The organism is Psychrobacter sp. TB67 (genome assembly GCF_000511065.1).
Classification (GTDB): domain Bacteria; phylum Pseudomonadota; class Gammaproteobacteria; order Pseudomonadales; family Moraxellaceae; genus Psychrobacter; species Psychrobacter okhotskensis.
Genome location: NZ_AYYA01000085.1, coordinates 1 through 14,895 on the forward strand (window position 1 = coordinate 1; position 14,895 = coordinate 14,895).

At 44.1% G+C, this 14,895-nt stretch carries 14 protein-coding genes; 10 read left to right on the forward strand and 4 right to left on the reverse strand.

The features are described from left to right. Positions 1-26: 26 nt before the first annotated feature. Complete coding sequence (locus W293_RS16630) at positions 27-953, reverse strand: IS30 family transposase (protein ID WP_037025096.1); 927 nt, start codon at positions 951-953, stop codon at positions 27-29. A 370-nt stretch (positions 954-1,323) separates the two neighbouring features. Between W293_RS16630 and pncB the strand changes: the two genes are divergently transcribed. Next, entirely contained in the window at positions 1,324-2,541 is a 1,218-nt protein-coding gene (pncB, locus tag W293_RS0115260) for a nicotinate phosphoribosyltransferase (RefSeq protein WP_025653248.1), read from the forward strand. Between the two features lie 15 nt (positions 2,542-2,556). On the opposite strand, the gene xseB is transcribed toward pncB, so the two are convergent. From xseB to W293_RS0115275, 3 genes are all read right to left on the reverse strand, one after another. Further along, entirely contained in the window at positions 2,557-2,802 is a 246-nt protein-coding gene (gene xseB / locus W293_RS0115265) for an exodeoxyribonuclease VII small subunit (protein WP_025653249.1), read from the reverse strand. A gap of 67 nt (positions 2,803-2,869) precedes the next feature. Next, positions 2,870-4,402, reverse strand: a complete 1,533-nt coding sequence (gene xseA / locus W293_RS0115270; RefSeq protein WP_025653250.1) for an exodeoxyribonuclease VII large subunit — start codon at positions 4,400-4,402, stop codon at positions 2,870-2,872. 354 nt (positions 4,403-4,756) lie between these two features. Beyond that, positions 4,757-5,125 carry a hypothetical protein gene (locus W293_RS0115275; RefSeq protein WP_037025126.1) on the reverse strand — a complete coding sequence of 123 codons (369 nt, stop codon included), beginning with the start codon at positions 5,123-5,125 and terminating at the stop codon, positions 4,757-4,759. Between the two features lie 354 nt (positions 5,126-5,479). On the opposite strand from W293_RS0115275, the gene W293_RS0115280 reads away from it, so the two are divergent. The 9 genes from W293_RS0115280 (at position 5,480) to W293_RS0115320 (ending at position 14,876) form a co-directional block, all read left to right on the forward strand. Beyond that, positions 5,480-6,136 (forward strand): alpha/beta hydrolase, encoded by a 657-nt coding sequence (locus W293_RS0115280; RefSeq protein ID WP_025653252.1) that lies wholly within the window; start codon positions 5,480-5,482, stop codon positions 6,134-6,136. A gap of 150 nt (positions 6,137-6,286) precedes the next feature. Then, positions 6,287-7,393, forward strand: coding sequence for a cell division protein ZapE (gene zapE, locus W293_RS0115285; RefSeq protein WP_025653253.1), 1,107 nt, complete (start codon positions 6,287-6,289; stop codon positions 7,391-7,393). A gap of 489 nt (positions 7,394-7,882) precedes the next feature. Next, positions 7,883-8,632 carry a nitroreductase gene (locus W293_RS16635; protein WP_025653254.1) on the forward strand — a complete coding sequence of 250 codons (750 nt, stop codon included), beginning with the start codon at positions 7,883-7,885 and terminating at the stop codon, positions 8,630-8,632. Between the two features lie 148 nt (positions 8,633-8,780). Next, on the forward strand, positions 8,781-10,097 hold the full coding sequence (locus tag W293_RS0115295) for an NAD(P)H-dependent glycerol-3-phosphate dehydrogenase (RefSeq protein WP_025653255.1): 1,317 nt from the start codon (positions 8,781-8,783) through the stop codon (positions 10,095-10,097). A gap of 139 nt (positions 10,098-10,236) precedes the next feature. Beyond that, the gene (sixA, locus tag W293_RS0115300) at positions 10,237-10,695 is read left to right on the forward strand and encodes a phosphohistidine phosphatase SixA (RefSeq protein ID WP_025653256.1); all 459 of its coding nucleotides are present in this window, start codon (positions 10,237-10,239) and stop codon (positions 10,693-10,695) included. A gap of 337 nt (positions 10,696-11,032) precedes the next feature. Then, a complete protein-coding gene (gspL, locus tag W293_RS0115305; RefSeq protein WP_025653258.1) occupies positions 11,033-12,337 on the forward strand; it encodes a type II secretion system protein GspL in 1,305 nt (434 codons plus the stop codon). 139 nt (positions 12,338-12,476) lie between these two features. Continuing rightward, the gene (gene gspM, locus W293_RS0115310) at positions 12,477-13,025 is read left to right on the forward strand and encodes a type II secretion system protein GspM (RefSeq protein ID WP_025653259.1); all 549 of its coding nucleotides are present in this window, start codon (positions 12,477-12,479) and stop codon (positions 13,023-13,025) included. Positions 13,026-13,234: 209 nt separating this feature from the next. Then, the gene (locus tag W293_RS0115315) at positions 13,235-13,663 is read left to right on the forward strand and encodes a DUF4870 family protein (RefSeq protein ID WP_025653260.1); all 429 of its coding nucleotides are present in this window, start codon (positions 13,235-13,237) and stop codon (positions 13,661-13,663) included. Positions 13,664-13,841: 178 nt separating this feature from the next. Then, complete coding sequence (locus W293_RS0115320; RefSeq protein ID WP_025653261.1) at positions 13,842-14,876, forward strand: quinone-dependent dihydroorotate dehydrogenase; 1,035 nt, start codon at positions 13,842-13,844, stop codon at positions 14,874-14,876. The last annotated feature ends 19 nt before the right edge of the window (positions 14,877-14,895 follow it).

Here is a 14,895-nt window from a genome sequence, read left to right on the forward strand (position 1 = left end):
CCTAGATTAACACACCAAGTGCAACGCTAAGTAATGGAATAAAACACCTGGTTTGGCGTTTTAAACCCTAATCGTTTTCTTGGTCTGTTGTTTAACCTGTCTTCAATGTTTTGAACCTCATCATCAGATACTTGTCTAAAGTCACATCCTTTAGGCAAGTACTCTCTAATCAAGCCATTGGTATTTTCGTTTGTTCCTCGTTGCCATGAGGCATAAGCATCAGCAAAGTAGAACCCACTATAGAGTCTTTGCTTAATGGCTTTATGATCCGCAAATTCCTTGCCATTATCGGACGTAATCGTCTTAACGTGTAGTTTCACTGGAGTTAGCATTACCACCATCGCATCCGCGACCAGATGAGCACTCTTTTTAGTCACTCGCTTCATCTTAACCAAACCTGTCTTTCGCTCTACCACTGTCACGATAGCTTGTTTATGGTTTTGACCAATGATGGTGTCCGCTTCCCAATCACCGATGCGGGATCGCTCTTTTACTACATGAGGGCGCTCATGAATTGAGATCCTGTCATTAATACGCCCACGAGTCTCAGTGGTAAGCCTTTGACGATAGGGTTTGGCTTTGCGTCTTAAATACTGCCATAGCGTGCCGCCTTGCCTCTTATCCGTCCATAAGTAACGATAGATACTCGTGTGACTGACTCCACTATGAACGCCTGCTATTTGCTCAGGACTCCACTGCAGTTTAAGCTTAGTCACGACCCAGTCCCAGACGTTTAAAATGATGGTGAAGGCATTATTTGCTCGCCTCGCTTTAGCGGTGTTGTCTGCATGCTTTGCCCGGTAGCCTCGTAGGCTTTTATTGCGTCTAAGCTCTCTTGATATGGTGCTGGGACTTCTGCCTAACGCCCCTGCTATAAATTTAATACTATGTTGTGCCCCTCTAAGGGCATAAATCTGATATCGTTCCTCTAGGCTTAGATGTGTATAGCTCATGGTTGCAATCTCACTTTGGCGGTGGATAGTAGCTTTGATGCTAGCGCATCTAGGCCTCTTTTTCACCTGCTCTTTGATATTGCACTTCATGTGTTAATCTAAGATTTACCTTTTATACCTACTTTTTATACTAATCTAAGCGGTTGTAAGTAGTCGTTTGGATAGGTAGTCTTTATAAACGTTGCTTGCCCTCGTATGATTTTTGCTGCTAGGCATCGCGATGCCTGCAAAAAACCGCAAATGTGTTTATACTAAATGGTCTTTTAATGTCTCATCATCATTTGTTATTAGAATTTTTGATATCTTTTAGTCGGTATCGCTTAGCTATTGAGCAATATGGATTTTTAACTTTTGCGTTTAAGGTTGTAACATGACAGTCACCTCTACACCTATTATTACCTCGTTGCTTGATAACGATTTGTACAAATTTACCATGCTACAAGCCATGTTACATCAGTTCCCGCAGACCCATGGTGTCTATCGATTTCGCTGCCGTAATAATAATGAAGCGGTCTATCCACTAGCAGACATTAGAGAGTCATTAGAGCATCAATTGGATATGTTGTGTGAATTGCGCTTCTTAGAAGATGAATTGGAGTATTTGCGTGGGTTGCGCTTTATGCGTTCCGATTTTGTCGATTATTTAGAGCTGTTTAAACTTAAGCGCCGTTTTATCACCGTCAGTACGGACAATAAAGGGCGTTTACTGATCGATATAGAAGGGCCAATGATTCAGGCGATGTTCTTTGAAGTGTTCGTGCTGGCTATCGTGAACGAGTTGTATTTTAATGCCTTATCGAGCCCTAGGGTAATAGAGGAGGGACAAAGGCGTTTGGATGACAAGGTTGCGCTGTTGCAGCAGTATGCAAAGCAACAAAACACAGACCAGCCGCCGTTCATCGTCGCAGACTTTGGCACACGTCGACGCTTTAGCAAAAGCTGGCAAGCGCATGTGGTAGAAACCCTGCATAAAGCTGAGCCGAAGGTGGTTAGCGGCACCTCAAACGTTTATTTAGCTAAGCAACTTGGGATGACACCGATAGGAACGATGGCGCATGAGTTTATGCAGGCTTTTCAGGCGTTGGATGTGCGTTTGCGTGACTCACAAAAGGCTGCGCTTGAAGCTTGGGTACATGAATATCGCGGTGATTTGGGTATCGCGTTGACCGATGTCGTTGGCATGGACGCATTCTTGCGTGATTTTGATCTGTATTTCGCCAAGCTTTTCGATGGTCTGCGCCATGATAGCGGCGATCCGTATGTTTGGGGTGATAAAGCCATTGCGCATTATCAAAAACTAAAGATAGACCCGAAGACGAAAATTTTGACTTTTAGTGATGGCTTGACGCTTGAAAAGGCGTGGGAGTTGCATCAATACTTTAAAGAGCGCATCAGAACCAGCTTTGGTATTGGCACCAATCTCACCAATGATATGGGCATCACGCCAATTAATATTGTACTCAAATTGGTTGAGTGTAATGGGCAGCCTGTTGCTAAACTGTCTGATAGCCCAGGCAAGACCATGATCAATAATGATACGTATCTTGCCTATTTGCGCCAAGTTTTCGAGGTTGATGAACCCGAATAGAGAATGAGCCTATCTCTAGCTGTTGCTATTTTCTGTTTTATCTTCTTCAGCAAAAGCGGCATCCAATGCTTGTTGTACTGCATTGATGCGCGTCTCGCAAACGCGATAAGCGGCAATTGATTCTTCCACCGTGGTCATCAAGTTGTCGATATCAGGCTCATCTTGTTGCTGCAATTCAGCCGCATTGGTTTTTAGAATATCGTAAGCTGCCTTAAAGGTTTTTGGGGCGGCTTTTTTGCGCTTGCGAGTAGGGGTAGTCATAGCGTGTCCTAATTTTTAAAGTACAAGTAAGTAAGTAGGGGAGCAATCGTTAGATATTATTATATGGTTAACTTGGTATATCTGAGATTTCTGTCGTGTTCTTCTCAGTATTAACATCAACAATCTGAGCTTTAGCCTTACCGTCTTTTAAGACGATATGAATGGTTTGCTCAGGGAAGAGCTGTGTGCTGCTGGTGAGTATCTGTTTGTCTTTATCATTAGTCAGCATGGTGTAGCCTTGCTTGAGCACACGAGACGGTCGGTGCAAGAGTACGATATCACGAAGATGGGCGCTATCACGTTGTGCTTGTATCAGCTGCTGCTGTGCGCTCTGCATGATGGTTTTTTGATGGATATCACTGTAGTTATGGGCGCTGGCTAATTGCTGATGTGCAAGGGTTTGCGTCTGTGTGTGTAACTCGGTTGTCAGTCTCGCCGCTTGCTTTACTTGCCGCTGTGCGCTTTGCTGAATACTACGCCACGCATAGTCGCTGTCTTTTTGTAGCGCGGTCAGCTGACCGATGGTACGTGACTGTATTTGGCTCAATTGTCGCGCCGTTTGTTGCTCCGCGATATTGAGTTGACGCTGAGCGGCTTGTTTTATTTGTGTTTGATAATGCAAAGTCTGCGTGACCAGCTGTGCTAAATGCGCCATGATAGCGGCAATTACCTTTGATGGCGTGTCAAAGCTGCTGTGCGCCACTTCATCTAAAATCACTTTATCGCGCTCGTGACCAATACCAACCCAGACGGGGATAAGCTGTTCAGCGACCAATGCCGCAAGCTCGTAATCATTGAGGTAAGCCAAATCTCCCACCGCGCCGCCGCCACGAATAATTACTAATAAGTCAGGCAGGCGCTGATAAGTATCTTGGAATCGTTGCTGAGCACTGACGATGGCTTGGCGAATCTCGCTTGGGGCATGATTGCCTTGAAAGGTCGCGTTATGGTAGTGAAAGTGACAAGCGCCCGTGCTCGCTAAGCGATCAGCATCGGCTTGAAAATCCCCTAAACCTGCGGCCTTTTCGGGAGCAATCACGAGGACATGCTCGATATCAAAGGGCACAGGTAATTGTTGATTGAGCTGCAATAAGCCTTCGCCAGTCAAGCGATCGACCATCTCCGCATATTGCCGTGCCAAATCTCCTAAGGTATAGCTAGGATCAATGTCTTCAATCGTAATAGAGAAGCCATATTGTGCGTGAAAGCCTGCGGATACTTTGAGTAATACGGTCAAGTCGCGCTCAAGAGGCATGCCGGTCGCCCGCTCAAATTTTGCCAATACGCGGGCAGCTTTAAAACGCCAAAGGTTACCACGGCAGCTTGCAACGACTTTGCCTTCTTCATCTTTTTCAGCCAACTCAAAGTAATAATGCCCGCCTTTGCTAGACAGATTACGAATTTCAGCCTTCACCCATACGCGGTGATCAAAGGTTTGTTTGATGACCATCTCAACTGCTGATAAATAGTCACTCAAACGCAAGACCGTATCTTCTAAATGATCTTCCTGCTCTGCCAGTTCGGCTTCTAGCGTCGCTAAATCCTTAGCAGGCGCTAACACTTTTGCCGATTTGAGATTTGAAAGGTTGGGTTTGCGCATAATAATAGACCATGGATTCTAAAAATAAGAGCTCTAAAAACAAGAGTTCTAAAAATAAGGATTCTGAAGACTAGGATTCTGAAGATTAGAAAACTGAATAGAGTGAGTACAACATTAGATAGGGTAGTCTACCCCAAAATTGCAGCTACAAAAAGTAAAGCCAGTAAGTCCGCGATCAATATATTATTTTCATCGCTGATTTACTGGCCAAACCCTATTATATTTTAAACCAAATGCCATTATTTTTATCGAGTACAAGGCAAAGCTAGCGATACTTAAGTATTCAATCAGCTTATTCCGTCAGCTTAAAAAGTTAGTAGAATGCTGGAGCTTTGTCAGTTAATAATGACTCTTTTATTGGCAACGGAAACTGATTTTATACTCATAATCATCATCGCGTGACAAATCTGGTGAGCCAGTCCCAAAGATTGAGCCGATAACCGCACCTGCTTGTCCAACCATACGACCCGCACGCTCATCTAAAATACCATTGTAAGTGACTTTATCATCAACGATAATCACTTGCTTGCTGCGACAAGTATTTTTGGCACTATCAAGTGCATTTTGCTGGGCTTTGACCTTGCTATCCGCTATGCCAGTCGTCTCGTAAATAGAATTGGCACGTTGAATGACTGGTGATGAAGGCGTGCTCTGGCAGGCACTTAAGATAAGAGCCGTCGCCAAAGTAGCCGTGATGGTGGCAGTTCTATTAACAGTATTCATAAATTACTCCTCTTTCCTATAAATTAACCATAAAAACCAAAGATAAGTAGGGCAAGTATTTTGTTCGTTAAGAGTTTTGTTCATTAAAAATGTCGTCCATGAAAAGACAGACTAAATTTAACCTATTGCAGTCTGGAGTGTCTAGGCAGTTATTGTGTGCGGTATTGCGCTTGTATTACCTGCTGACGTTGCCGCCAAGAAAATTGTCCTAATCTTACTAAGTGTTCCAAGCTATTAGCCATGATAAAACCATGTGCACTTGCCACAAACCTCGTGCATACACAGCAAATCACTTGAAATAAAAATCATATCTAGGATAATTGAGGTATTCATTTTTAATTATTAAGTAAGTTTATGCAATTGATTCCTGCTCCTGCTGGCGTGCTCGAAGTTGACGCGCTATGGCAACAAGACAATCCCAACGATCCGAATACTGACACGGTGGCGCTGCTTTGTCATCCCAACCCTTTGTTTGACGGCACCATGAACAATAAAGTGGTCACGACGATGTACCGTTTTGCCCGTGATAACGGTATGCACGTGGTCCGTTTTAATTTTCGCGGTGTCGGTCAATCGACAGGCGAGCATGATTATGCTGAAGGAGAGGTGGTGGATGCAATGACCGTGCTACAATGGATTGCAGAACAAACCAATGCACGTAAGTTATGGCTTGGCGGCTTTTCTTTCGGTGGCTACGTGATTGCGCGTGCGGCTGAGCAAGTCATAGAAGCGCCGCATGTATGGGGCTTGAGTGATTTTGAAGTTTCTAAAATCGCGCTGATTGCTCCCTCAGTAGAAAAAAATAATACCAGTGACTTAAGCTTACCAGCTGACAAAACTTTTGAGATTTATGGTAATGCTGATACAGTCATTGATCCTGATAATATGCAGGAGTTTGCAGAACGCTTAGGACTGGCAGTCAGTATCGTGGATGGGGCAGGACATTTTTTTCACGGGCGCTTGTCTGAGCTAAAAAAACTGTTGGAACAGCACAGTTTTGCTGAGCATTGATTTCTCTAAGCACTGATTTCGCTTGGCATTGATAAGAGTAAGTAATTTTTTATTCTTATTAACTAGTCACACATAGAAATAGAAATAAGTGGTCATTAACACTACACACCTTTTTCTTTATATTTACCTTTTTAAATGATGAGTCTTATTATGAGTTTATCTCCATTGCAACGTTACGAGCAAGCCATCAGCACTGATGAGTTTACTCGAGATGAGCAGCAATATCAGGCCATGAGCTATCTTGATGAGCTACACCATCAGCTCACCAATAGCGTGGAACAAAAAAAAGGCATTTTTAGCTTTTTAAAGGCCAAGCCAGTTGCCCCAAAAGGTTTGTATATGTGGGGCGGGGTGGGACGCGGTAAGACCTGGATGATGGACATGTTTTACGACTCTTTGACCATTGATCGCAAGATACGTCAGCATTTCCATCATTTCATGCAGCGCGTCCATCGCGAGCTAAATGCCATCCAAGGTGAGAGTGATCCATTAGAGAAAGTTGCTGATATCATTTACAAAGAAGCCGTTATTATCTGCTTTGATGAGTTCTTTGTCTCCAACGTCTCTGATGCGATGATTTTGGGCGATCTATTTACCATGTTATTCAATCGCGGCGTGACGTTGGTTGCGACTTCAAATATTGAGCCGTCTGGCCTCTATAAAGACGGTTTGCATCGCGATCGTTTTATGCCGGCTATCGCTGAAGTTGAGCGCCATACCACAGTCATGAATATCGACTCTGGTATTGACTATCGTTTGCGCGTATTACAGCAAGCAGAGTTGTATGAATCACCCATGACCAAAGCCAATCACCATTGGCTGGCCAACCGCTTTGCGAGCTTGTCTAATAATCAAAAAATCAGCAATGAGCCTATCACTATCAATGGTCGGCAGATCAAAATCAATGCCCGTACCGAAGATATTTTATTCTGCGATTTCCGTCATTTATGTATGGAGCCGCGCTCCGCTGCTGATTTTATTGAAATCGCCAAACAGTTCAATACGGTACTGGTCAATGGGGTCCCAGCGTTAGATGATGACCTGCGTGATCCAACGCGCCGGTTTATTTATATGGTCGATGAGTTTTATGATCGCCGCGTAAAACTATTGGTTCGAGCAGAGCAGTCAATTCTTGAGCTGTATCAAGGTGAAAAGCTGGCGTTTGAGATTGAACGGACACGCTCGCGTTTGCTTGAGATGCAATCAGAAGACTACTTAAAGATGGAGCACCGTGTTGAAAATGCGGATGCTGCTTAATATAGTTAATCCTTTATAAATTAAATGCGGCGTTAGTCTAGCTTGGTCTACTATTGGTAGGACTTTTATTTAAAAGTATGATTGTGATTTAAAGATAGAGGTTAAGGGCTGCTTGGGTTTTCGTTTACGATTGTCCAATCATATTTATAACGGGATAATCTGCTGAGATAAATAGTGGCAGTCAATATCAATAGGGTCTGTTGAACATTCAAATATTAGGACTGCTGATTGCTAAAATCGTCCCAAACCTTTTATCAAATCAGGCGTAAACCGACGATAATGTCGAGACCTTAGCTAGGTTTACAACAACGTTTGGGGTGATTTTAGTATCAGCCTTTCAGGGCAGGGCTGTTTTTTGCCAATACATGGCGAAATTGTCTAACCTAGAATGACTAGGCGTCAAAAATTTCACTGCGTATTGTCTAAAAAATAGCCACTGCCAGTGCCACATTTGAATGTTAAACAGACCCTAATAAATAAGGACAAATAATGAATAAGTCTGACGAAAACAACTTTACAAAGGAAAATCAAGCAAAAGATAGTCAAGTGCAAAGTGGTCAAGAACAAGATAGTCAAGCAGAAAACAGTCAAATAGAAAGAAACCCTGCAAAAAATAATGAAAATATCTCTATTAAATCACTAACGACTGAGAGCACGCCATTTACTAGTGAGGAGCTCATTCACTGGATTAATTCAAGACGTAGTGTGGGTAACTTAGATCTTCCTGCACCAACGCAAGCCCAGATTGAAGAAGCGATTGAGTGTGCAGCGACCGCACCTGACCACAAAAAATTGCGTCCGTGGCGCTTTATTGTGACTGCCGGTGACGCTCGTCACGACTTGGGGCGTGCCCTTGTCGAAGCAGCAGAGGCAAAGGCCACCGAAGAGGGCGAGATACTCTCTGAAAAAACAGTGAAAAAAACTCAGACGATGCCGCTACGTGCGCCGCTTATTATTACGGTGGTGACTCAGATGCAAGAGCATAAAAAGGTACCGCATTTCGAACAGATGTTAAGTACAGGCGCTGCGGTACAAAATCTGATTTTGGCGTTAAAAGCGCAAGGCTTCAGCACAGTATGGCGTACAGGATTATTGTGTAACGAACCTGCGGTAAAAGCATATTTCGGCGTAAGTGCAGATGATTATGTCACGGCTTTTGTTTATACTGGCACCAGTCCTAAAGGTGAGCACCCACGTAAACCTATTGATATCGAGCCGCTTGTTCGCTTTGAGTCATAACCATACTTGAGGGCTACTGAGCTAAAGACGGTTTTTTATTAAACAATATTACTAATTAAAGAAAATGATTTATGCAACACAATTGGCCTCAGTAGCTGCCCACTAAAGATATTATTACTAATAAGTCAGTCAATACGGATACATGCATATGACAAGCGCTAATGACAACAATACTAACAAAGATAATGCTCAGAATAGTAGCAACGAGAGTAACAAAGCCGCTGACAAACAAAACAGTCTGTTGTCAGGCATCATTGAACGAGCCAGCAAATCTGGTATCGGTCGTAAGAAGCTCAACCCTAGCACGGTAGAGTCAGCAGTCGCAAAAAACATGGCAGAGATTCACAGCAATCCTACCAAGCTGCGTTTGGCGTTCTTAGGTGGTGGTAGTTTTGGTACGGCAATGGCGAACTTAGCCGCGCGTAATGGTTGTGATACCACGCTGTGGGTTCGTAACAAGCGTACCGTTAAGGCCATGACAAAAACCCAGACGAACAAGAAATATCTGCCCGGTTATAAGCTTGATGACCGCCTGAAATATAGTCATGATTTAGCATCGGCAGTCAAAGATACCGACATTATCTTTATTGCCGTACCAGGCTTGGCCTTTCGCGAAACGCTAAAAAATATCGCCCCCTTTATTAGTGGACAGTCTATTGTGTCGCTAACGAAAGGCATGGAAAAAGACACTTTTGCCACGATGAGTGATATTATCAAAGAAGTGTTGCCTGAGGTGAATTTTGGCGTCATGTCAGGGCCTAATCTTGCTATAGAGATTATGAAAAATATGCCATCTGCGACCGTGATTGCGAGTGAGTCTGAACCACTACGTCATGCTGTACAAGCGGCACTGCATAGTGCTTTCTTTAGAGTATTTGCCAGTGATGATATACGCGGTGTTGAGCTGGGCGGGGCGCTCAAAAACATTTATGCCATTGCGATGGGTATGGCTGCGGCCTACGAAGTGGGTGAGAATACCAAAGCAATGATATTGACCCGTGCCTTGGCAGAGATGAGTCGTTTTGGTGTCGAAGCCGGTGCCAATCCACTGACGTTTTTAGGGCTATCAGGTGTTGGCGATTTATACGCCACTTGTAGTTCGGAGTTAAGTCGTAACTACCGCATCGGTAATATGCTTGGTCGTGGTATGAGTATTGATGCTGCCGTCAAAAAACTGGGCCAGACTGCAGAAGGCGTTAATACTATTCAGCAAGTCCATGAAAAGGCGACTAAAGACGGTATTTATATGCCCATTACCCATGCGCTTTATGCGGTTATTTATGAAGATAAGGCCGCGCTGGGTGTGGCGCTCCATTTGATGGAAGCGGGTTTCCGCAGTGATGTCGAATTTGTGATGGCTCATGACCATAGCAACGCTGCACTTACTGCGCAAATGAAAGCTGCCAGTAGTACCTCCGACAATGACAATGACGATGATGTTGATACAGACAGCGATGCTAAATAAAACGATTGTTGGCAACGTGTATTGCTGAAAATGTGTATTGCTAAAAACGTGTAAAGTCAGACAGTGGCAAAGTAGGTCATAGAAAGGCAGTTGATAAAAAGGCAGCTGACAAAAAGCCAGGTTATAGACAAGGAACGCTATGAAAATGATATTAATACGTCACGGTCAGGCAGAAGACGAAACGCGTCCAGACAGCGCTCGTCAGCTGACTGACTTTGGACAGCAGCAAGCCGCGCAAACTGCAAAATATATCACGACCAATTATAAGCCTGATCGTTTTATCGTAAGTCCTTATGATAGGGCGCAGCAAACCCTAGCAGAGCTGCAAGCGCGGGCGCCTACAGTACCAGCGACGGTACAAGATAATATAACGCCTTCTGACGATGCCCATAGTGCGTTGACCGATATAGCAAAGATTGAGGCGCAGTGTCTCGTGGTGGTGTGTCATATGTCTATCGTCGCCAATCTGGCTGCCTTACTAACCGGTGATTATCCTGAGGCGTTCTCTTTGGCAGAAGCACGAGTGTTTGAGATGGATTTTATCATGTCTGGAATGGCAACCGAGGTCAATCGCTTTGTACCTGAGCAACCGTATTGATATCGCTCTTTCATTGGCTATAGTCGATCCTAAATAAAATGGATACGCTATTTCATAACGCGAAACTGGTATAAATTTTTCTGGCTTGGTGTGCCTACGCCGACAGAGGCTGCAAAACTTATATTAAAAACTAAGCATCCCAGTTCCGCTGTATCTTTTCCATATTGGACTGACTATATTTAGTAGTAGTAATATTATTCATCATGACCCTGTTTAAAAATATTAAGATGCTTTAAACATAAACATAAACATAAACATAAACATAAACATGGTCATGGGCTCTTACAAAACGTCTAAATTTGTTATTTTATGGCTTTGATAATTAAGGACACACTTGGTGTTACATGTTTGGTTAAGAGCGCAGCACAGTCCGCTAGCTGTCTGGCATGAAGACGTACAACAATGGCAGTCAGTTGCTGGCTGGCAACAGTTGCATGATATTTATAGCAGCTATAAATCCAATAGCCATAAAACAGTATGTTTGTACTTTCCATCAAGCCACGTATTACACGTCGATACCGAGCTTAGTGGTGCACAGTTTAAGCAATTGGGTAATACTGGTAAGCAGTATTTATTTGAAGAGATGTCTTTGACCCCTGTTGAGCAATTGGCAGTGCGGCAAACCAGCCTTGCTGATAGTCAGTATTTATACGCGCTGGCGCAGGCTGATATTGAGGCATGGCAGCAAAGTGCCAAACTCGTTGGTATGACTATCGCAGCATTACTGCCCGACTTTCTATTGTTACCAGTGCCGGAAGAAGGTGCAGGGCAGCAAGTCATACTCTATCAAGATGACCAGACGATGCTGCTACGCCAATCATTATATCAAGGAATGGCGGTCAGCTATTTACCGTTGATTTTTGAGCGCTTCCCGCAGCTGAGTGAAGTGATGGTGGTACCAAGCATTGAAGCTTTTGATAGTACAAGTTTTTCAGACCTTGATGCTACAAAGTCTGATCATAGGATTGATTTACAAAAGCCAGTAACGACCAGCGATGTTTCGGCACAAACAGCCGCGCTCATAGCAGCTCATCAGCTGCTATTGACGACGCTAACGAGTACGCCCAAGCCGATTGACAATCCTGACCGTCACGCGCTTAATTTCTTTATCAAATCAACCGATTCGCAATTATCACCTTATCTACGAGTGGCAATGATGGTGGCGCTGTCGGCACTCGTGCTACAGATAGCCACAGATGGGGTGCAGTCTTATCAGTATCATCAGGCGACGGCTGCGACAAAAACAGCGATTGCGGGGCAATATCAGTCTTGGTTTCCTGATGAACGTCTAAACCCGCGCACCAATTTGACCACGCAAATGGCGCCAAAACTGGGTACCAATGGTCAAGCCTCGCCACATATGGCCGTGTTGGCACGCATATCACCACTGATTAAGCAGTCCTCTCTAAAAGCGCAAGCTTTGGTTATGCAACCATCCACGCTCAGTTTTACGTTGATTGCCCCTGACCGCGACAGTCTTGATAAATTCGCCAATACCCTGTTCACTCAAGGATTAACGGCCAAGCTAGAGCGGGTAAATAGCAATGAGCAAGGGCAGTTTAGTGGGCAAATTACTGTGAGTATAAATGAAGATGATACGACGCCAGAAAGCGTCAGTGCCGACAAGGCAGCAGCATCTTAAGCTTATTGAGAATTTTTAGTATTTGCTGAGCGCTGTGTTTTGACGATGACCATCCGTAAGGTGCTCACTCAGATGATTGCAATCTACTTACTCAAGATTAAACCCTCCACGATTAACTATTGGCAATAAAGGTTAGAGCATGAAACGATTACAGCGCCGAGCCGAACGTAGCGTGTCTGCGCCTAAAACAAGCGCTTTTTCAGAGCGGGTGAATAGTTATCAAAATGTCCTATCATCACGCTGGCAGGCATTGTCTCCACGCGATCAATTAGCATTGACTATATTGTCTGCTTTTTTACTGTTATTCGTGGGTGGCTACGGCGGTTATACGGTTCATCAAGCTGCAAGCGATAGCAAAAGTGAGTATCAAGAGCAAATTGCTGATTATTTTTGGCTGCGCGCGCAAGCGGGTAAGGTGGATAGCAATGCGACTAACAGCGTCGATGGGGCAGCTGCTATGCCACCTGCCAACAGAGTGAGTGAGCTACTAAATACCTCGGGTATTGCCAATGCGCAAGTGGTTGCGGCTGGTGACGGGGTGCAGCTGAGCTTCACCAATGCCAGTCAAGCGGTTGTGAGTGCAGCACTCGGTAAGCTTAAGCAGCAAGGTTGGCAATTTACCCAACTCTCGATGCAACAGGACGTGACCACCAAAGCCATTGAGGTGCAAGCAACTGTTACTTCTTAACAATGCTAACTGCCTCGCACTGTATATTGAATTTAGCTTCATTGAAGAACACCTCATCCGACACAATCAAAGGTTTATTGAACACTTTAGTGATGAATACTTCCTATACATTATTCTCCTGCACTTAAGCGGATAAGCATCTGCGTCAACAGACTACTATTAAGACTAAGACGTCTGATTATAATATGACCTGTTAAGGATCAAGACACATGATAAATGACAATATAAGCGGCAACAGGAGTGACAGTAAACGCCGTTCTTTAACCACTTATAATCACATCACCTATCTATTGTATGTGATCAGTTATTTCACGGCTGGTCTGTTGTGGGTCGTGCCGATTATCATGAATTATGCTAAGCGCCACGATGCGGACGGCTCATGGCTAGCCACGCATTTTGATTGGCAAATTAAGACGTTTTGGTACAGTATCGTCTGGTTTATCATAGGCATTCTTATCATCACGTTTGCTTTGGGCGGTTTTGGTGTCAGCATGTTTGCCGATAGCAGCAATATAGCCATTGGTTCATTTTTATTGGTCAGTATTGGTTTTATTATTATGGGTTTGACCTTTATTTGGCACCTTTATCGTATTGTACGAGGTTGGATTGCCTTAACAGATGGACGACCTGTACCATAATACGTTCAATCCCATATCATTTATATACAGTGTTTAGCAGCGCTTATTGACTTTTTGGAATAGAAATTTGCTGTATGAAACTTTGGTCTTATTTCTGTTAAGCTGATATAATCGCTGCGCTTAATCTCTTTCGTTTTTCTCATTCATCATTGCTTTTCGAGCAGGGTCTGTCATTACTATGTCTTATGCCTTACTTCGCCCTTTTTTATTTAAGATGGACCCTGAACACGCCCACGAGATGACCTTATCTTTGTTAGATAAAGCCCATAAAGCGCGTGCCTTAGGTTTGGTATATGGTCAGTCGATGCAGCCTACAGACTGTATGGGTTTACAGTTCGCTAATCCAGTTGGCCTTGCCGCAGGGTTGGACAAAAACGGCGATTATATCGATGCACTGGCCGAGCTGGGTTTTGGCTTTATAGAAGTGGGGACGGTCACGCCAAGACCGCAGGTTGGTAATGATAAGCCACGCCTATTTAGAATCAAACAAGCCGATGCCATTATCAATCGCATGGGCTTTAATAATCAGGGCGTTGATTACCTGATTGAAAACGTCAAACGCTGTAAATACAAAGGTAATATCGGCATCAATATCGGTAAAAATGCCAGTACGCCAGTGGAGCAAGCCGCTGATGATTATGTCTATTGCCTAGAGCGGGTTTATGCACACGCTTCCTATATTACCGTCAATATCTCATCGCCAAATACCAAAAACTTACGTGACTTACAGAGTGGTGAAGCGTTGACTCAGCTACTTGATACGATTAAAAACCGTCACAACCAATTGGCAACAGAGTATGGCTTTTATGTGCCACTGGTCTTAAAAGTAGCGCCTGATTTAGAGCCGCTACAAGTGGATTATATCTCACAGCAGTTGTTAGATTTTGAGATTGATGGTTTGATAGCCACCAATACCACATTGAGCCGCGTCGGTGTCGAAGACTTGCCCGATGGTGACCAAGCCGGTGGCCTATCGGGTCGTCCAGTGAGCCACATCAGCACCCAAATTTTACAACAATTCTCTGATCAGCTGGATGGTAAAGTAGCTTTGATTGGGGTGGGTGGTATCGATAGTGGTGCCAAAGCGGTCAAAAAGATTGAAGCAGGTGCTGATATGGTACAGCTTTATACCGGACTGATTTATCGAGGTCCTGGGCTGGTACAGTCATGCATTCAAGCCATCGGTGGCTATTACGATGCCATGGAAAGTTAGACAACCACTAAAAATGAGG

Bases quoted from the DNA above. Each gene is read 5' to 3' on its own strand.
- W293_RS0115315 (WP_025653260.1), top strand. From the start codon at position 13,235: ATGATAAATGACAATATAAGCGGCAACAGGAGTGACAGTAAACGCCGT.
- W293_RS0115320 (WP_025653261.1), top strand. From the start codon at position 13,842: ATGTCTTATGCCTTACTTCGCCCTTTTTTATTTAAGATGGACCCTGAA.
- gspM (WP_025653259.1), top strand. From the start codon at position 12,477: ATGAAACGATTACAGCGCCGAGCCGAACGTAGCGTGTCTGCGCCTAAA.
- sixA (WP_025653256.1), top strand. From the start codon at position 10,237: ATGAAAATGATATTAATACGTCACGGTCAGGCAGAAGACGAAACGCGT.
- xseA (WP_025653250.1), bottom strand. From the start codon at position 4,402: ATGCGCAAACCCAACCTTTCAAATCTCAAATCGGCAAAAGTGTTAGCG.
- W293_RS16630 (WP_037025096.1), bottom strand. From the start codon at position 953: ATGAGCTATACACATCTAAGCCTAGAGGAACGATATCAGATTTATGCC.
- W293_RS0115295 (WP_025653255.1), top strand. From the start codon at position 8,781: ATGACAAGCGCTAATGACAACAATACTAACAAAGATAATGCTCAGAAT.
- W293_RS16635 (WP_025653254.1), top strand. From the start codon at position 7,883: ATGAATAAGTCTGACGAAAACAACTTTACAAAGGAAAATCAAGCAAAA.
- W293_RS0115275 (WP_037025126.1), bottom strand. From the start codon at position 5,125: ATGAATACTGTTAATAGAACTGCCACCATCACGGCTACTTTGGCGACG.
- xseB (WP_025653249.1), bottom strand. From the start codon at position 2,802: ATGACTACCCCTACTCGCAAGCGCAAAAAAGCCGCCCCAAAAACCTTT.
- W293_RS0115280 (WP_025653252.1), top strand. From the start codon at position 5,480: ATGCAATTGATTCCTGCTCCTGCTGGCGTGCTCGAAGTTGACGCGCTA.
- zapE (WP_025653253.1), top strand. From the start codon at position 6,287: ATGAGTTTATCTCCATTGCAACGTTACGAGCAAGCCATCAGCACTGAT.
- pncB (WP_025653248.1), top strand. From the start codon at position 1,324: ATGACAGTCACCTCTACACCTATTATTACCTCGTTGCTTGATAACGAT.